General features: G+C 66.2%; 19 protein-coding genes and 1 pseudogene. 8 read left to right on the top strand and 12 right to left on the bottom strand.

Features of this window, described 5'->3' with window-relative positions:
• Nucleotides 1-906: 906 nt before the first annotated feature.
• Nucleotides 907-1,818 carry an SDR family oxidoreductase gene (locus ON33_RS16110; protein WP_040859656.1) on the bottom strand — a complete coding sequence of 304 codons (912 nt, stop codon included), beginning with the start codon at nucleotides 1,816-1,818 and terminating at the stop codon, nucleotides 907-909.
• A 105-nt stretch (nucleotides 1,819-1,923) separates the two neighbouring features.
• Between ON33_RS16110 and ON33_RS16105 the strand changes: the two genes are divergently transcribed.
• Together ON33_RS16105 and ON33_RS41280 are read left to right on the top strand one after the other, a co-directional pair.
• Nucleotides 1,924-2,511 (top strand): TetR family transcriptional regulator, encoded by a 588-nt coding sequence (locus ON33_RS16105; RefSeq protein ID WP_040859655.1) that lies wholly within the window; start codon nucleotides 1,924-1,926, stop codon nucleotides 2,509-2,511.
• Between the two features lie 397 nt (nucleotides 2,512-2,908).
• Nucleotides 2,909-3,055 carry a hypothetical protein gene (locus ON33_RS41280; protein ID WP_157184560.1) on the top strand — a complete coding sequence of 49 codons (147 nt, stop codon included), beginning with the start codon at nucleotides 2,909-2,911 and terminating at the stop codon, nucleotides 3,053-3,055.
• 280 nt (nucleotides 3,056-3,335) lie between these two features.
• Here ON33_RS41280 and ON33_RS16100 read toward each other — a convergent pair whose 3' ends face one another.
• The 3 genes from ON33_RS16100 to ON33_RS16090 form a co-directional block, all read right to left on the bottom strand.
• A complete protein-coding gene (locus tag ON33_RS16100) occupies nucleotides 3,336-3,824 on the bottom strand; it encodes a DUF420 domain-containing protein (protein WP_040859653.1) in 489 nt (162 codons plus the stop codon).
• A gap of 386 nt (nucleotides 3,825-4,210) precedes the next feature.
• Nucleotides 4,211-5,134, bottom strand: a complete 924-nt coding sequence (locus ON33_RS16095; RefSeq protein ID WP_040859651.1) for an NADP-dependent oxidoreductase — start codon at nucleotides 5,132-5,134, stop codon at nucleotides 4,211-4,213.
• A gap of 73 nt (nucleotides 5,135-5,207) precedes the next feature.
• Nucleotides 5,208-5,933: an SDR family oxidoreductase gene (locus ON33_RS16090; RefSeq protein ID WP_040859911.1), complete on the bottom strand. Its 726-nt coding sequence runs from the start codon at nucleotides 5,931-5,933 to the stop codon at nucleotides 5,208-5,210.
• 105 nt (nucleotides 5,934-6,038) lie between these two features.
• On the opposite strand from ON33_RS16090, the gene ON33_RS16085 reads away from it, so the two are divergent.
• Complete coding sequence (locus tag ON33_RS16085; RefSeq protein ID WP_040859910.1) at nucleotides 6,039-6,878, top strand: LysR family transcriptional regulator; 840 nt, start codon at nucleotides 6,039-6,041, stop codon at nucleotides 6,876-6,878.
• A gap of 184 nt (nucleotides 6,879-7,062) precedes the next feature.
• Here the strand turns inward: ON33_RS16085 and ON33_RS38260 are convergent, their stop codons facing one another.
• A complete protein-coding gene (locus ON33_RS38260) occupies nucleotides 7,063-7,407 on the bottom strand; it encodes a hypothetical protein (protein WP_157184559.1) in 345 nt (114 codons plus the stop codon).
• A gap of 368 nt (nucleotides 7,408-7,775) precedes the next feature.
• Here ON33_RS38260 and ON33_RS16075 point away from each other — a divergent pair, with 368 nt between their 5' ends.
• Nucleotides 7,776-8,354 carry a DinB family protein gene (locus tag ON33_RS16075; RefSeq protein WP_051152298.1) on the top strand — a complete coding sequence of 193 codons (579 nt, stop codon included), beginning with the start codon at nucleotides 7,776-7,778 and terminating at the stop codon, nucleotides 8,352-8,354.
• 346 nt (nucleotides 8,355-8,700) lie between these two features.
• Here the strand turns inward: ON33_RS16075 and ON33_RS16070 are convergent, their stop codons facing one another.
• Together ON33_RS16070 and ON33_RS16065 are read right to left on the bottom strand one after the other, a co-directional pair.
• Nucleotides 8,701-9,132: a tautomerase family protein gene (locus ON33_RS16070; RefSeq protein WP_040859649.1), complete on the bottom strand. Its 432-nt coding sequence runs from the start codon at nucleotides 9,130-9,132 to the stop codon at nucleotides 8,701-8,703.
• On the bottom strand, nucleotides 9,123-9,779 hold the full coding sequence (locus ON33_RS16065) for a carboxymuconolactone decarboxylase family protein (protein WP_218001440.1): 657 nt from the start codon (nucleotides 9,777-9,779) through the stop codon (nucleotides 9,123-9,125). Before ON33_RS16065 ends, ON33_RS16070 begins: the two co-directional genes overlap by 10 nt.
• A gap of 71 nt (nucleotides 9,780-9,850) precedes the next feature.
• On the opposite strand from ON33_RS16065, the gene ON33_RS16060 reads away from it, so the two are divergent.
• Together ON33_RS16060 and ON33_RS16055 are read left to right on the top strand one after the other, a co-directional pair.
• Nucleotides 9,851-10,795, top strand: coding sequence for a LysR family transcriptional regulator (locus tag ON33_RS16060; protein ID WP_051152296.1), 945 nt, complete (start codon nucleotides 9,851-9,853; stop codon nucleotides 10,793-10,795).
• A 323-nt stretch (nucleotides 10,796-11,118) separates the two neighbouring features.
• Nucleotides 11,119-11,544, top strand: a complete 426-nt coding sequence (locus ON33_RS16055; RefSeq protein ID WP_245550550.1) for a DUF4870 domain-containing protein — start codon at nucleotides 11,119-11,121, stop codon at nucleotides 11,542-11,544.
• 163 nt (nucleotides 11,545-11,707) lie between these two features.
• Here ON33_RS16055 and ON33_RS16050 read toward each other — a convergent pair.
• Nucleotides 11,708-11,976: pseudogene (locus tag ON33_RS16050) on the bottom strand (YnfA family protein); the annotation flags it as partial.
• Between the two features lie 473 nt (nucleotides 11,977-12,449).
• Between ON33_RS16050 and pip the strand changes: the two are divergent.
• Nucleotides 12,450-13,418 carry a prolyl aminopeptidase gene (gene pip, locus ON33_RS16045; RefSeq protein ID WP_040859645.1) on the top strand — a complete coding sequence of 323 codons (969 nt, stop codon included), beginning with the start codon at nucleotides 12,450-12,452 and terminating at the stop codon, nucleotides 13,416-13,418.
• A gap of 525 nt (nucleotides 13,419-13,943) precedes the next feature.
• Here pip and ON33_RS16040 read toward each other — a convergent pair.
• Entirely contained in the window at nucleotides 13,944-14,387 is a 444-nt protein-coding gene (locus ON33_RS16040) for a TetR-like C-terminal domain-containing protein (protein ID WP_245550549.1), read from the bottom strand.
• 226 nt (nucleotides 14,388-14,613) lie between these two features.
• Here ON33_RS16040 and ON33_RS44270 point away from each other — a divergent pair, with 226 nt between their 5' ends.
• Complete coding sequence (locus tag ON33_RS44270; RefSeq protein WP_040859643.1) at nucleotides 14,614-14,844, top strand: DUF6400 family protein; 231 nt, start codon at nucleotides 14,614-14,616, stop codon at nucleotides 14,842-14,844.
• Nucleotides 14,845-15,082: 238 nt separating this feature from the next.
• Here the strand turns inward: ON33_RS44270 and ON33_RS38255 are convergent, their stop codons facing one another.
• The 3 genes from ON33_RS38255 to ON33_RS16020 all read right to left on the bottom strand — a co-directional run bounded on the left by ON33_RS38255 (nucleotide 15,083) and on the right by ON33_RS16020 (nucleotide 17,122).
• Complete coding sequence (locus ON33_RS38255; RefSeq protein ID WP_051152290.1) at nucleotides 15,083-15,697, bottom strand: SDR family oxidoreductase; 615 nt, start codon at nucleotides 15,695-15,697, stop codon at nucleotides 15,083-15,085.
• A 26-nt stretch (nucleotides 15,698-15,723) separates the two neighbouring features.
• On the bottom strand, nucleotides 15,724-16,404 hold the full coding sequence (locus tag ON33_RS16025; RefSeq protein ID WP_040859640.1) for an SDR family oxidoreductase: 681 nt from the start codon (nucleotides 16,402-16,404) through the stop codon (nucleotides 15,724-15,726).
• Between the two features lie 481 nt (nucleotides 16,405-16,885).
• Complete coding sequence (locus ON33_RS16020) at nucleotides 16,886-17,122, bottom strand: hypothetical protein (RefSeq protein ID WP_040859638.1); 237 nt, start codon at nucleotides 17,120-17,122, stop codon at nucleotides 16,886-16,888.
• Nucleotides 17,123-17,298 lie beyond the last annotated feature (176 nt).

Here is a 17,298-nt window from a genome sequence, read left to right as displayed (position 1 = left end):
GCCCACCACCATCCGAGCTCGATCCACTTGTCTCTCAACCACCATTCGAGGTCTTTCCAGGGTCTCCACGGCGAGTGCCAGTCCTCGGGTTCATCGATACCCCCAGAAGTGATGGCGGTCTACCCAAGCATCGTCTTGCTACCGCTGCCACTTGTCCATGGCCGGAAAGTCGTTGCTGCAATAACGGCGAGCGATGAACTGCGCGAGACTTCCCGTTCCGAGTCGTTGACAAGGGTGATGGATTCGCGACCGGCGTGAATCCCGAAGACACCATCGGAGCGACGCCTGCTCCGCGCACTGGATCCAGTCTGTTCGTCCCCACTCACAGCCAGGCGATACGCTGAATAGACCGCACGGTAGGCCAATTCGCCTTCCTCTTCATGGATCTGGCGCTGCCAGAACCGCCCGTATCCATAGCGCATTAGATCATCGGATCGAGCAAACGTATCTAACCGAACGCACTGTTCTGCCGCATACCGCGCTGACCGAAACGGCCAGCGCGGGGCATCGGAAGATCAACGGGCAGAGCGCCATACAGCCGCCAGCAGTGCACGCTATTGCCGAATGCCGCGCGACTGGTCAAATCCCGCATAATCCGCTGTAGAAAGGCAATTTCGCGCCAATTCCTCAGCTGTAGTGAACGTTTAGAACAGGTGGGTTGGCTGTTCATGTCCGCGTGGCAGCGCACTCTCCTGCCGCGTGCGGGCGGTTCGCAGTCGTCGACACGATGCAGCCGAAGATCAACGGGCCGAGGTCATCTCGGCCCGCGGAACGCACTGAGATGGCCGATTTCAGTGTGGTTTGCAGAACTGCCGGTTGCGTAGGCTCACCACGCAAATCTCACGTCTTCGGAGTGGACCGTAGGAAGCGTCGAAACGTGTTAATCGCCGAATAGCCCTCGAACATTCAGGCCACGTCGAAGTAGTGGCCCTCCTCCAGATCTTCGAGGAGACCGGGATGGGTGGGTTTCCAGCTCATAGCCTCCCGGGTAAGAGAGTTGTCGGTCGGATTGTCCGCGCCTGCGATGAAACTCAGGAAGCCGAAGTGCTCAGCGGCCTGGTCCGGCTCGATAGGGGCAGCGGGGAGCCCGAGGCGGCGGCCGATAGTCTCGGCGATCTCCCGGAACGGGATGCCTTCGTCGCCGACAGCATGCAGGCGAGTGCCCGCGGGTGCGGATTCGACGGCCAGACGGAACAATTCGGCCGCGTCCAGGGTATGGCAGGCAGGCCAGCGGTTCGCGCCGTCGCCAAGATACCCGGCCACGCCCGTGCGGCGAGCGATGCCGATGAGGACATGGGCGAAGCCGTGGTGGTCGAGGTGACTGTGCACGATCGGCGGCAGCCGCACCATCGACGACCGGACGCCCCGCCCGGCCAGTCCGATGATCAGGTTCTCGGTCGCCACACGCGGCGAACTCTCTGCTGCCACATCGGTTTCCAACCCGGGCCTGTTCAGTCCCAGAGAGGCCAGCAGCAGCGTCCCGGAGGCAGCCGTGAATGGCTTGCCGCTGCCGGCCAGCGCGTCCCCGATGGCCTCTGCGACGCGCAAATCCGTCGCCGCCGCGCCCGTGATATCGCCGGAGACCATGGCCTCATGGTCGTAGGCCAGGTGCACCACGCCGTCGGCGGCCGCGGCGGCCGCGGCCAGAAGCTCGAGATCGGTCAGGCTGCCGCGGACGACCTCGACACCGCGGGCTTGCAGCGCAGCGGCGGCAGCGTCGGAACGGGCGAGACCGACGATCTGGTGACCGGCGGCTCGCAGCGCGGGGACGACGGCGGATCCGAGATGGCCGGACGCACCGGTGACGAATACACGCATGGGAATCACTCCAGGTAGAAGGGAAGATGAGCCGATGATGTCAGCTCCTGACATCACGTTACCCTTCATGTCAGCGCCTGTCATCACCTCGTGTAACATCGAGTCGTGAGCCGGTGGGAACCCAATGCGCGCGGCCGCCTGGAGGCGGCGGCCCTGGAGCTGTTTCGTGAGCACGGGTTCGACAGCACCACGGTCACCGAGATTGCCGCCCGCGCCGGACTGACCGAGCGCACCTTCTTCCGCCACTTCGCCGATAAGCGCGAGGTGCTGTTCGGCGGCTCGCAGCTACTGCGAGACCTGCTTATCTCCAAGGTCGGCGCCGCTCCCGCCGATGCCACGCCCTGGGCTGCGGTGGTGTACGCGCTCGAGGAGATCGCGGCCGAGGTCTTCGAACCGAGACGGCCGCTGGTGCTGCAACGGCAGGTCGTCGTTGATGCCAATCCCGAACTGCGGGAACGGGAATTGATCAAGAGCGCCACCATGGCCGCGGCCATCGCGGGCGCACTGCGGGACCGAGGCGTGGCCGACACCGCGGCGGAGCTGGCCGGTCAGGCCGGAATAGCGGTGCTGCACACCGCCTTCGGGCGATGGACCCGCCAGGACGGCGACCGTGAACTGTCCCGGTTCATCGGCGAGACAGCCGACGAGATGCACACACTCACCGCGCGGGAAAGCCCCACCGGACATCGTTAGCGAGTGCACCCCTGCGCGCCCTCAGCGCATGACACAGCTGAGCCGGTTGCATGTCGGCTGGTGACGGGCCGACCACGACCAGATCCGGTGTCAGCTTCGCACGGGTATCCAGCGCCCGTTGAACTCGAGTGCGCGCTCATGGCGAATGCAGGCGGTAGCTCTCGGGGCGCCACGGACGTCTACCCCGACCGACCTCTCGCAGCACCTGAACACGGACAACGTCTGCACATGGCGCATACCGTGCTGACCGATCCGGCCAGCGCGGCACCTCGGAAAATCAACAGGCGGGAGTTCTCAGGCAACCGACCGACCGCTGGCAGCGCATGGCAGTGGCTCCCCTCTCGTGTCAAGGCGTGGTTTGGAGGGCAGGGCTGGTCTGCGTGATGGTGAGTCCGGGTTGTGGCTTTCCGAAGAGCCGGTGTGCGGGGCCGGAAATCAGCTGCAGCTGCTTGGGAACTCCAACGCCACAGTCTTCGGCCTGGCCATCCTGATCTGGCTGTTCGGGCCGGTCTCCGGCGCGCACTTCACCCCGCTGTTTCCCTGACTGATTGACTCGCCGGGACGACGCGGCAGCGCAGACCTGACCGGAGTCTGGACTGTGGCCTACACGGCGGCCCACGTTGGCGGCGCGGTCGCTGGAGCCGTGCTGGCCAATACCATGTTCAACCGGGCCACGCGGAGCCCTCCAACGATCAGCACTCGAAATCCTCTACTCGCATAGGCGATCCCGCGCCCGACGTATGGGCGCAACCACGTCATACCGAGTGGGGGACAGCGCTTTCTCCGAGCCTTCACTCGAGGACTCGAGTGCCACGGTCGCCGGTTCAGGCGACGAACGCCAACCCGTAGAACACCCAGCTGGTCACCGCCGTGAGGGTCATGCCGATCGCCGCGATCGGCGCCCACCGGCGGTGCCAGGTGCTGTGCGCACCCGGACGCGGGGGTGAATCGAAGTTGCGCGCCGCCCGGATGATCACCACGGGCCAGAGCACCACCGAGAACACGGCGAAGGTCAGGTGGATGACGAGCGCGGTCCAGACCGTGGTGGATGCCGTGCCGCCGACGACGCCGGCGGCACGATCCTGCCACCCGTTGAAGCGCACATCCATTTCGAACAGGACCACCGCGGCGAGTAGTCCGACCGCGAGCAGGATCTGAATTCCCTTGTGCAGCTTAAACTTTCGATTCACTTTGGCCTGATAGACGCTCCACGCCAAGACGGCGACCACGACCGCCATCACAAGCACCATGGTGTCCATCGCCCACGACGCCCTCGTGCCGAGGAAGCCGTCGACTCCGGGGAAGTCATTCATTGTCGGTGCCTTCATCTCTCTGCGGAGAGCTTTTTCCCGACGCTGTGTCGGGAAGATCCGCGGACCGAGACTCTAGCAGCGCCTCCAGCCACCCATGAATCGGGAACAGGGCCCCCGGGACACCCTTGGGGGGTGGTCGCGCTCACTCCCTGGGGTTCGCCGGTGTCGCCGAGGAGGCCCTGCGCTATCTGAATTGCGGTGGCTGGTCCGGGCAGTCGATGGACTCGTTGGCCCCAGACCCTCGAGGCGGTGCCGGCGGCGGTTGGATCGGCGAGTCGCGTACAGAGCGGTGTCGTGGTCGTGGGGTGGCAGACAACCGTGCTGACGGGAATCAGCCCCCGCGGTCGAGCAGTCCCCTGAGAGCGCGCCGCACTGTGTGGCGCCGGCTAGGGCCTCAGCACGATTTTGCCGTGGGTGTGTCTGCGTTCGAGTTCGGTGTAGGCCTGACGAACCTGGGTCAGCGGGTAGACGTTGGCGATCGGGACTTCGAGGTGTCCGTCGGCGATCAGGCCGGCCAGTTCGGCGAGGACCTCGGCGCCCGGCCTGCCGTTGGGCCCGGGTTCGGTTTTGACCCCATACTTTGCGGCTGCTGGGAAATCGATGATGGTGTCGATCCGCTCGATTGCGACGCCGAGAGCGAGGGCCAGTTCGACGTACCCGTCGCCGTAGGTGTCGATGAAGGCATGGATGCCGCCCGGTGCGGCGGCCTTGATCCGGTCCATGACGCCGTCACCGTATGCGACGGGGATTACGCCGTGGCTTTGCAGCCACTCGTGGTTGCGCTCGCTCGCCAGACCGATGACCGTGGCTCCGGCACGACGTGCGAGCTGAACGGCGAGTGAGCCGACTCCTCCGGCGGCTCCGGAGACGACGACGCTCTCGCCCTGCTCGAGCTGTACGGAATGCACTGCCCCCCATGCGGTCACGCCGGCAATGTATAGGCCGCCCGCCACCTCCCATGGGACGTTCTTCGGTTTGGGGGTGAGGTTGTCGACGTCGACGAGGACCAGCTCGGCCTGGGCGCTTCGCCGCTCGGAGAATCCGATCACCTCGTCACCGGGCGCGAATCGGCCGGCTCCGGCACCGATCTCGACGACGACTCCGGCGAGATCGCTGCCCTGCCCGGAGGGAAAGACGGAGGGAAAGATGTCCGTCATCGCGCCGGTGCGTAATGCCGCCTCACCGGGGTTGATGCCTGCTGCTCTCACCTGCACGAGGACCTGCCCTTCCCCGGGCACGGGACGGTCGACCTCCTCGATCCGCAGGACGTCGATTCCACCGAATTCGTCGTACCTGACTGCCTTTGTCATTGTCTTGCTTCTCCTCTGGAGCGCCATGCGCGGCTGACTTCGAGAACGGGAATGGTTCGCACCGGTGTGCCCGTCACCAGGGCACTGTTCCGGCGTCGTCGAAGAATCCGCCGGTCGGTCCGTCGTCGGGCAGGGTCGCGAGGTGAATCGCGATCGCCGCCCCCTGCTGTGGTGTGCGGACGCCTTGGAAGCCGTTGAGATCGGTGGCGGTGAAACCGGGGCAGCCGGAATTGATCAGGATGTTGGTGCCGCTCAGTTCCTTGCCGTATTGGATGGTGAGGGCGTTGAGGAAGGTCTTCGAGGCCAAGTACGCAGTGGGAACCGGGCCCATGTCGATGCCGGGCGTGGTGTGCAGGGCGAGCGAGCCGACGCTGCTGGACATGTTGACGATTCGCGGTGAGGCCGAGGCGCGCAGCAGCGGCAGCATCGCGTTGGTGACCCGGATGACGCCGATCACGTTGGTTTCCACGACAGCTCGCACCGTCGCGGGATCGACCGTGGTGGGTGTCTGCGGCGAACCACCGGTGATCGCGGCGTTGTTGACCAGAACATCGAGCCCTCCGGCATGGTCGGCGATCAACTCGGCCGCCGCTGCCACACTCGCGTCGTCGGTCACGTCGAGCGGCACGCCGAACGCATCGGTCCCGGCCGCGCGCAGCTTCGCCACCGCACTCTCGCGGCGTTCTCGATCCCGCGCGCCCACCCCGATTCGCCAGCCGAGCGCGCCCAGGCCCGCGGCGATCTCGTATCCGATTCCTTTGTTCGCGCCGGTCACCAGCGCGATCGTCGGTTCACTCATGCCGTCGATCATGTTGCGGACTCGGGTGGGGCGTCCAAGACCGGTCGGGTGGGCGGCGATACCGCACGGGTATTGGTCGTGGTGAGCGCCGGATACGATGACACGGTGGAGACACGGGAGTTGCGATACTTCGTCGCCGTCGCCGAGGAGTTGCACTTCGGGCGGGCGGCACAACGGCTCTCGATGGCGCAACCACCGCTGTCGCGGGCGATCCAGCAGCTGGAACGGCGGCTCGGAGTCGTTCTGCTGCAACGCAATTCCCGCACGATCACGTTGACCAAGGCCGGGTCGGTGCTGCTGCGGGAGGCCCGCCTCGCCCTCGAAGCGGTCGAAGCCGCCGACCGCCGCACCCGCCGCGCCGCTGCCGACAACCCCGGCGTGGTGCTGGCCACCAAGGCCGGAGCGTCCAGGGAACTGTTGTCGAAGCTGCTGGACGCCTACGCCGCCGAACCAGGCGCTGTCGCAGTCGAGGTGGTGCTGTGCGGGCCAGGCGAACCGGAAACCCTGCTACGCAACGGGCGTGCCGACGTTGCTCTGCTCCTGAGGCCCTACGACATGACGGCCGGATTCGACACCGAGGACCTGCACACCGAACAGCAGGTCGTGGTCCTGCCCGCCGGGCACCCCCTCGCCAACCGGCCCCACATGTCGATGGCCGAGGTCAACGCCCTGACGGACCTGCCCCTGCCGCGCTGGCCTCGACCGGATGGAGGTTATCCGGACGGCCCCGGCCCGCAGGTTCGCGACCACACCCAGTTGATTCAGCTGATCGCGCTCGGCCGGACCTGTGCAGTCATGCCCGAGTCGCTCCGAGCCCAACTACGCGACGATCACGCCATCGTGCCGGTTTCGGACGCACCGGCCGTCACGACCGTCATCGCCTGGCCACCACACAGCAGATCCAAAGCCATCGCCGACCTCGTCCGTACGGCGATACGCCTCTAGCCGATAACATCCGCACATGCCGCTGATCGGGCGGCTCTTGCCACTGCGAGAACTGGGACATGGACCGGGTACGGCGTGGAGTTCCGTGGTGAGGTGGGTGCCGGCCGATCGGTCGACGGGACTCGGGCCAGCTGAGTCGGGAACGGCTCCCATGCCCGGCCGGTTTGTCCGCGCCCCGATCCGATCAGGTTTGTGCATCGTCGATGGGTGGGTTCGACTCCGGGCATGCGCGTTCGGCCCGCTCGGCCTCGCGGCTCGCCGTTGTGGCGCGCCAACTCTCTATCAATCGCTCGGCCGACTCAGCGGAGATCTCCTCGTGAGGCTCGTCCGTTCCGGGCTTGTAGCGTCGGAGATACTCGGTAGGACCCCACTTGAAGTCCCTGCCGAGCGCTTCGTCGGTCGGCACTGGTCGCGTGGCGGTCCGGCGCACAAGCCCGGTAATCCGACGCGCGCGCGAGCTATCGGGGTAGCCTCTCTCGTCATCGATCAATGCGAAGTAGCGCACTGCGGGTTCGTTACTGTCAGGCATCGTTTGTTGTCCTTCAACGGGTTTCGCGGCGGAGCGTGTGCCGCCGCCGCGCCGACGCTCCCGCAGCGCGGGAGCGCGGGAGCGCGGCGGGGTGCGGCGTAGCGTGGCAGCGGCGCGAAGCGCCGCCGCTCTCGAGTCCTTATAGGCAAATTCGGCAACGCGGCATGGAGGGGACTCACTTGCTGCCGCGCCGTCATACGTGCGCGCTGTATGCCGCATGTCGCGCTGACCGAACCGGCCGGCGCGGCACCTCGGAAGATCAACGGGCCGCGGGCATCCCGGGCGGCTGACCAACCGCCGACAGCGCACGATCATGCCGAGTGCGGGACGCATCTTGACTTTGGGTGTCCGAGCGCCACCATCGTCTTATGAGCGTGTCGCAACGCTCGGATCGAGGTGGAGTGGTGGCACAACCGGCAGTCGATCGAGACGACTTGGCGGCGGACCTGGAGCGGGCCCGAGCCGACTTTCACCACCTGCTGGACACTACGGACGCCGGCGAGTGGAGTGCACCGACGAACGGAACTCGCTGGACCAACGAAGAGCTGTTGTTCCACATGGTGTTCGGCTACATGATCGTTCAGAAACTCCTTGTCCTGTTGCGCCTGTTCGGCCGGCTGCCCGCTGGCGCCAGCCGCGCGAACTCGCGGTTTCTCAACGCGGTGACCAAGCCGTTCGACGTGATCAACTTTTACGGTTCCCGCCTGGCGACCCGTGTGTACAACCGGCGCAGGATGGGCGCGAAGATGGACCGCGTGATCGCCTCGTTGCAGCGGTCCCTGTCCAGGCAGACCGACGAGGATTTCGCCCGCGGTATGCGGTATCCGAATCGGTGGGATCCGTACTTTCAGGACTACATGAGCCTTGCTGAGCTCTACCGGTATCCAGGGCAGCACTACGACCACCACCGAAAACAGTTGACACTCGCGAGCACTCGGGAACAGTAGCGCCTGCCACCGATCCGCAGCCGTTTCCGCTGGCGACTTCCCGCGCTGGCCGCTTCGGGCCGGCGCTCAGCCGAGTTTCGTGCGTTCTGGGCGGGCTGCCCGACGCTTTTGCCGAACGTGCTCTTTCGGCGATCTCGATCGCAAGGCCAGGGAAACCTCCGCCACGCGCGGAAGCTGAGCCCCCTCGTGCCCGCTGAAGGGGTCCAGCGTCGTGAAGAGTCTCTATCAGCACATGATGCGTTGTACTGCAACGCATTTCGTGTGATTCACAACAGGGCGCTGAAGAGTTCGCGAAAGGTCGAGGTAAGGAGTGCCCGCGATCTCGGGGGCCGGACAGTAGTGCGGGTCATTGCGTGGCAGCGTTTTCGGCGGGGACGTCGGTCATGCGCACGTCGTAGCCGGTTTCGGGATTGACGACGCGGCCGGCGGCCCACCAGTTCTCGCGGGCTGTCTCGAAGACCACCATCATGATGTCTTCTTCCGGGACGTCGGCGAAGAGCCGTAGGTTGCTGACAATCTCCTGGAACAGTTCGTTCTTCTGCTCGGCTGTGCGCTGGTTGAAGGACAGCTGGATGAACATGGTGCGCTCGCTGCGCGGCAGGCCGAACACCACCGGCTGCATGTGGAAGTTGTCTGGCGTGACCTCTAGGAAGACATGAAACTGGTCGTCCTGGGGGATCTTCAAGACGTCGACCATGGCCTTGTGGAGGGCGGCGGAGACCTTGCGGCGGTACTCGGGTGTAGTGCCCTGGCGCAGGTAGATGTTGATCAGTGGCATTGTCGTTCCCTTTCTGGTGCGTTGTGTGGCGTGTCAGGCGGTGGGCTGGGTGGGGGCGGGGACCTGGAAGCAGGCCAGCAGCGCGCTGGTGTTGAGGTACTGGCCGACGAGGTTGACCAGGGCGACGAGCCCATCCGTGCCGAACGCGGCCACCGCGTCGGCATAGAGGTCCTCTGGAACTTGGTGGTCGCGGACCAGGGCGGCGGCCAGGCGGTGGGCGACGTCGGCCTCGGCGCGCAGACCCCGGGTGTGTCACCGTGCCGCAGGGCTGCGATCGCGGCCTCGGGCACGCCGGCACACCTGGCGCCCGTGGTGTGGGCGTAGAGCGCGTACTCGGCCCGCCACTGGGCGGCCACGGTGAGGATGACCACCTCACGGACATCGGCCGCGATGTCGGCTCGGGTGATCGCCTGGGCCCACTCCAGCAGGGGCTGAGCGATGCGCGGGTTGCGCAGCATGGCGTTGAACGGGCCGATCAGCCGCCCGTCGGGCAGCACGGCCAGGTAGCCGGCCCCTTCCGCGCTGCGCAGGCGCGTGGTTTGCAGCCTGGTGTAGATATCGCGCTGCGCCCGATCGAGGGCAGTGGGAACAAGGAGGGGCAACCGCCCGCCCAGTCCGGAGGCTCCGGTGGTGGATTGCTCGTTCACGCCTTTCACGCTAGGAACCACACCCCCATTCTGAAAGCGAATGCTTCGCATACTGGATATGCTGATCGCTCATGGACGTCACGGTGATTGGGCTGCGAGTACTGCGTGAGGTGGCCGAACGGGGCACCTTCACGGCCGCTGCCCAGACACTGGGATACACGCAGTCGGCCGTCTCCCGGCAGGTGGCGGCGATGGAGCAGGCCACCGGCGTTCGGCTGTTCGACCGCTACCCCGGCGGTGTGCGGCTGACCTCGGCGGGCCGCGCTTTGCTCCGACACGCCGTGACAGCGCTGGACGCGTTGGATGCGGCCGATCGGGAGCTGCGCGGTGCCGAGGACGACACCGGTACGGTACGGCTCGGCTTCTTCCCGGCCGCGGGACCGGTGCTCGTAGCTCGCGCCCTGGCAACTCTGCGTCGGCAACGCCCCCACATCCAGGTCACCACCCGGGAGGGCACGACCCCATCGCTGGTGCGCGCACTGCGCGCCGGCACCCTCGACCTCGCCGTGCTTTCCTCGCGGCCACCACACCGTTCACCCGACACCGACGATCCCTCCCTGCGGGTAGAACCGTTGCTGGACGAGCGTCTGGTCCTGGCGGTGCCGGCGAGCGGCCGGTTCGCCGACCACGCCAGCGTCACCGCTCAGCATTTGGTCGGCGAGACGTGGATTGCCAGCTCAGCCGGCATCGACGAGCCTCTGCTGGGCGTCTGGCCGGGCTTGCCCGGACGACCCCGCGTCCATCACGCCGCCCGAGACTGGTTGACCAAACTGCACCTGGTCGCAGCCGGAGCAGGCATCACCACCGTTCCCGCGACGTTGCTGTCCGCGATGCCGCCCGGCGTCCGCCTCATCAGCATCGACGACCTCCCAGAGGAACGACGCCGCGTCAGTGTGGTTCGCCTGCCCGGCCCCACCACGGCGTCGACTCGAGCCCTCGTCCACGCCCTCCGCCGCTGCGCCGCCGACGTCGACGCCCCGAGCCTTCCCGATGACCAGCCGGAGCCGCTGCAATGACCAGCCCATCCCGCCAGGCCGCCCAGCTGTCGCACCTGCTCATCGAGCGCACCGGCCGCCAGTCCTACGACGGACCGCCCGGAGAATCTTGATCCTGTCGAGCGAGATTCGGCAGCGAACGCGCTTGCCGGCCGCTGGGGCGGTCCGCGCTCGGAGACCAACTCGGCTACCCTGCGGCCTTTCGGTGCTCGATTGTGTAATGAGCCCTCGCCCAGGCATTTCGAGCTCGTTGGCAGTCATCTGGTCGCGAGAACCATGTGCGGGATCCCGGTCGCCGGCTGGCCCGCGACCTGTGGGTTCGTGCCGAAAGTTGGGATCGGTAGGTGGCGCGCACGGTGTCTACTTACCCCATGACATCTTCTCAACCTCCCGCGAACCAACCGCAGTCCGCCGGCTTGGACAAAAAGACCAGCGCGATCCTGTCCTACGCGCTGGGGTGGCTCACCGGAATCATCTTCCTATTTGTGGGAAAGAACGATCCTGATGTGAAATTCCATGCCGCGCAATCGATCGTCTTCTTCGGGGCGGTCTCGGTGGTCAATATTGTTCTGAGCATCGTCGGCTCGCTCCTCGGGGTCCTGGGGATCATCTTCAGCCTCGCTGGACTCGCAGTCGCGGTCTTCGCGGTCGTCATCTGGATCATGGCCATGGTCCAGGCGAACAACACCGGCGGTGTCCGCGCGGCGCTTCCCATTGTCGGAAAGTTCACCGCCCCTTATGCCGATCAGTTGGCCAACTCGGTCAAGTAGCGGCGTATCCGAAGTCGCAGCTGGATTTTCGTAATCGATGACGCTGTCGGCATCCCTGCATCGGCCAGATTTGCGACAGCCCGAAGATCAACGGCCCGAGGTCATCTCGGGCCGTTGGCGTCCGCGTGGAACGTCCGGAACCGCCGATTCCAGGATGGATTGCTCAATGAGGCCGGGGCGCGTACACGATCACCGCGACACCGACGGGGCGGATGAGTGCGCCGGTCACGTCTCACCGGTCGGGGAGGAAACCATCAAGGACCATGGCCCACAGCATGACCCGGCGACAAAGACCCCACCGTAGGCGGCGAGGATGCGACCGAACTCGGCATCGGGTTGCAGGGTGGCAACGAACCCGTAGAGCCCGAGCACGATGACGTCCGCACCGATCCACGCCCAGCCCCGGTGCTCGCGCACACCCTGCCGCACCAGTCAGGCCGCATCATCAGAAGCACTCGAGGTCAGACGGGTGGCATCAGGTCGCTCTCGCTGAGGGTGTAACTCAGCGGGGGGTAGGCGAAGTCCGTTTCGTGGTTCTCGCGCCGCCGAAGAAGTCCCTGATCAAGTCGTTGTCATGCAATCCGCATGCGCGACCAAGATGTTGCTCGTGTCTTCGATGCAGGCTTCTGTTGTGTACATCAAGCGGTACCCGTCATTCGCAGATCTCGTTGGTGCGGCAACAGTCCGACCCTTCCATGTGCACTGACAACGCATGAACGAAAGGAGGTGGACTGTTCATCCTATTTCAGGTGCCGGGTGACGATATACGAGATCGGTCGTGATCAGTGCGCCGTCCATAATCGCTTGCAGCGCAGCATGATCAGGATCAGCCAGCAGAATGAAGTAGTGGCGGTATGGCCGTGCTGATCCGAGGCAGGCGGAGGTCTGCGTTAACCTCGGCGACTGTGCCGACGTCCTTTCCCCCGATCGACCCGTACGCCGACGGTCTGCTCGAGGTCGGCGACGGAAACCAGGTGTACTGGTGCGCCAGCGGCAACCCCGCGGGCCGACCGGCGCTGGTGGTGCACGGCGGTCCGGGCAGTGGGAGCAGCCCGTGGCCGCGGAAGTCGTTCGATCCGAACGTCTTCCGGATCGTGCAGTTCGATCAGCGCGGTTGTGGACGCAGCATTCCCAGCGCCGCCGATCCGGGTACCGACATGGCGGTGAACACCACCGAGCACCTGATCGCCGATATGGAGCGGCTGCGCACCCACCTCGGCATCGAACGCTGGCTGCTCTACGGCGGGTCCTGGGGTTCGACGCTCATTCTCGCCTACGCCGAGCGGTACCCGCAGCGGGTCACCGGCATCGTGCTGGTCGGTGTCACCAGCACCCGTCGCCGCGAGATCGACTGGCTGTACCGGGGAGTCGCACGGCTGCTGCCCGCCGAGTGGGAACGGTTCCGGGCCGCGCTGCCCGGCGACGGTGACCTGGTCGAGGGCTACCGGCAGCTGCTGGAGCATCCGGATCCGGAGGTGCGCCGCAGTGCCGCCATCGAGTGGTGTCGCTGGGAGGACGCGGTGATCGCGCACGAATCCCTGGGCAGCCCCGGGCAGTACAGCGCCGAGCCGGACACCGCCATGCTCGCTTTCGTCCGGATCTGCACGCACTACTTCGCGCATGCGGCGTGGCTCGACGAAGGCGTGCTGCTGCGTGAGGCCGGGCGGCTGGCCGGGATCCCCGGCGAACTGATCCACGGCCGCCTCGATCTCAGCGCCCCGCTCGAAACCGCGTGGGAACTCGCGAAAGTCTGGCCGGACGCTCGCCTGCACGTCATCGACGACGCCGGCCACACCGGCAGCCCCGCGATGGGCGAGGCACTCGCCCGCGCCATCGCCCGCTTCGCGCAGCCCGATGCCGATGGGATCAGCTAGGCGGCGGCAACCGGAGGCAAACCGCACTCGCCGCGGCCGGCGCAGGGCAGGCAAAGTCCAACTGGCCGTGCCCATCCGAGGTCACCGAACGCGCCACTTGCCGATTGTCGTGTGGTTGGTCTCGACCTGTCGCATCGCATGCGGGCCACGCACAGCCCCGGGTCCAGGCCGCCGGTGGTCGTCATGGTGCACGGGGTCGGCGCGATCCGCGCCATGGGCCCGCCCGCCTTCGCCGAGTGCTTCACCGCCGCCGGATACGCGGTATCGGCTTGCCCGGCAAGGAGATACGCCGACGCCGTCATCAGCCGGACAGTCGCAGGCAGCGTCGAGTCGGTTCGAATAGTGGGTTGGTGCGCGCGAAGGCGCAGGAGCCCGCCGCGGACCTGCTCTCGGCGTTGGCGGCGCCCGCCGACGGCACTGGTGGCAGTCGCCGGCCTGGACGAAGACCGTGCCCGAGCGTTCCGAGGAAATGGCGGCCTACCCGACGCGGCGCTGCGAGGACCGAATGCTTTGCCGCGTAGCGGATTACACGTCGCGAATGCCGGCCTCGAGTATGTGCAGGGCTGCGTCGGCGGTGGCGGCGACGAGGGTGTCGTCGAGGGGTCCGGTGGCGGGGAGCATCGCGTGCAGCAGCGGGCCGGTCAAGATGTCGGAGACGAGGGTGGGGCGGGTGACCGGCGGTATCTCGCCGCGGTCGACGGCGCGGCGGGGTTCCATGAAGCCCTCATGGAACACTGCGCTCCACTGTGGGTCGCTGCTGAGATCGCCGAGCAGGCCGGCGATGCCCGCTGCGATGACCGGGGTCTGGAAGAACTCGACCTGTAGGCGTTGCAGCGCGATCATGTCGTCGCGCAGGTTGCCGGTGTCGGGTGCTGGATCGGCGCCGAAATGCCCGGCCAGGGCATTGGCGATCAGGGCGACGCGTCCCGGGAAGCGACCGGACAGCGCGGTGCGCGTGGTACCGGCCACGGTAGCGACCCGGTCGATGACGACTGCGCAAGCCGCCGAAATACCTGCCGATCAGCGTCGCACCCGGCAGCGTCGGCGTGATCGCCACGAACGCTCCAGTCCGCACACGGGCATCAAATGTGACGAAGTCCAAGCGTGGAACGTGATGCAGATCATTGCCCGAGAAGGCGTCGTTGGGCATCGTCGGCAATTCGATTTTGGAAAGACCCTTGTTGGAGATGCCTGTATGGCCGACCACGATTTTGCTTACGACCTCACGCTGGACGAGGCACGACGGCGCAGCGCCGTAGTCGCGGCACTCGGTGACGACTGGGATCCGGTCGCGGTGCTCGCCGAGGAAGAGCTGGCGTACGACATGCTGTACTCGAATCTCGACGATGAACAGCAGCGGATCTACACGGAACTCGTCCAGGCCGGGATCCTGCCGGATCGGGCGATGCGCCAGATTGCCGACTGATCCACCACGAGCACGAACCATGACCGGTGTTCGGCTGGTTGCCTCCAGCGAATGGTGATCTGACTGCTCCGGCTGTCGGCTGCGGGTCATGAGCATCGGATACGAAGTACAGCCCGCATACCGCGCTGACCGAACCGGTCGGCGCGGAGCGGCCTGTGACCGAAACCCTTTGCGGCGCAGCGCATCCGCTATCACCGAATGCGCTGCGCCTGAACTGCCGAAACTGCTGTGCGCGGAGTCAGTCGGCGGTCAAGGCGGTGAAGGCCGAAGGCCAGTCCACTGGATTAGGGCCGTCATAGAGTTCGAAGGTTTTGCCGTGGGATTCGGGATGCAATAGGGCAGCTACCGCCGCCTGGGCAACGGTGTCGCGGCTGACTCGACCGTCGCCACGGTCGCCTTGTTCGAGATGCGCACCGGTGGGGGACGCGTCCGTGAGCCAGCTGGGGCGGACGATGACATACGGTGCGCCGCTGTTTCGCAGTGCTTGTTCACCGGCGCCGCGGGCACGGATGATGCCCGCCATATCGGGATGTTCGGCGGCGCGGGTGATGTAGATCTGGGAGATCAGAACGACGGGGATCTTCTCCGCGGCGGCGAGTTCGGCGAGCCGTCCGATTCCGGTGCTCATCACCGCGTCGGCGGCCGCGTCATCCACCGGCGGTTCGACCGAGACGATGATGCCGTCGATCCCGGCCGGCAAAAGGGGATCGAGCGGGTTCGCCAGGTCTACCGCGACGCTCTGCTCCTCGCGGGGGCGCCGGGTGCCTACCAGCACCTCGTGACCGAGGTGGCGTAGCAGGTCGACAGCCCGCCGACCGGTACGGCCCGTGCCTCCGATGACCAGATACTTCATACGAACTCCTCTGTTGCGGAACCCTGTCACCAGGGCAGGGGGCGGCCGTCGCGGAAGAAGCCTCCGGTGGGGCCGGAGTCGGGAAGGGTCGCAGCCCAGACGATTCCGGCCGCACCCTCAGCGACCGGCCGACCGCCGGGGCCGCCCATATCGGTGGCCACCCAACCAGGGCAGACGGAGTTGACCAGAATGCGGTCGGAGTGCAGTTCGGCGGCCAGCATGCGGGTGAGGGCGTTGAGAGCCACCTTGGTGGTGTTGTAGGCCGGGGTGCCGCCACCCATGCCGGCCAGGGACGCGGCTTCACTGGAGACGTTCACGATGCGGGGGTGAGAGCTCTTGCGCAGCAAAGGCAGGAAGGCCTGGACCATGCGCCAGGGTCCGTAGAGGTTGGTTTCCGCGGCTTCGCGCACGACGGCCAAGTCCGCGCTGGCCGCACGCTGCCAGGTGTCGTAAGTGATTGCGGCACTGTTGATCAGCACATCGAGCCGACCGTGCAAGCGCTCCACTTCCTCGGCTGCCGCGCCGACACTCGCGTTGTCGGTGACGTCCAGCCGCACAGGGTGCGCCCCCACCTCTGCGGCGGCGGCGATCCCGGAGTCCTCGGACCGGGCCGTCAGCAGCACGGTGAAACCACGATCGGCCAGCTGTCTGCAGACTTCCCGCCCGATCCCGCGGTTGCCGCCGGTGACCAGCGCGATATCGCTCATAATTGTCGATCTTGCCGCCGAATCGCTGTGCAGTCGAGTCGCTTTCGGTCAGTGGAGGCAAGTGTGCCCGAAGATCGACACGCCGAGACCATCTCAACCTCTGCAACGCACCATCATGCGGAATGCAGTACTCACCGCGGTTGATTCTGGCCGGCAGGCGATCGGTCCGTGCTGTTCGCAGACAGCATTCGGTCGCGGACTGTGGGATCACCGAGGATCCGCTCCGGACCGATCCGGGCTGTGGCGCCTCGGCGGCCGAATGTGTCCCGCGCCCGGCCGCCGAGATCCGTGTGAGTCAGGACCCTAGGAGATTGGAACTGCCCGCATTGAACAGCCGGTCCAGTGCGCTACAGCCGGAGGGCTGGGGTCCCGGGTTGGACGGCGTACTGCCGGTGGGTGTGGGCTGGACGTCCACCGTGATCGTCTTCGTGGTCTGGCCATCATCGGCGGTGAGGACGTGGCGGCCCGCCGTTGACGGGACTCAGTACATTTGGGCGGTCGGTACATCGACGAGGGCGTCCGGAACGACGTACGTGCGACTGCTTCCGATGCACTGGCTGTTGTCATAGAAGCTCACCCAGCGCATCCCGGCGCCGTCCGCGGTCGTCGCAAACATCCTGTAACCGGTTCCGGCGTAATAGGCTTGACCCGCAGGGTAGATCCCAAATCCCTGGACGTCGGCGGATGCGGTGGGCGCGCCGCCCGTGACAACGGCCATGGTGGCAGCCAGTCCTGTTATGCCCAGCCAATTCGGTGGCCGAGGCGAGTGTGCGTAGTCATCGTCCTCCTGGTTCGATCCCCGAGGTGCCGGGGTCGAGGAACGCTACCGTCCGGAAGAAATGAAACATATCGATTTCAGTAGATGGGTATGCCCCGACTTTCTTGGGCAATATG

The sequence above is a fragment of the Nocardia niigatensis NBRC 100131 genome (assembly GCF_000308655.1).
Taxonomy (GTDB): Bacteria; Actinomycetota; Actinomycetes; order Mycobacteriales; family Mycobacteriaceae; genus Nocardia; species Nocardia niigatensis.
This window is presented reverse-complemented; position numbering and strand designations above follow the sequence as displayed.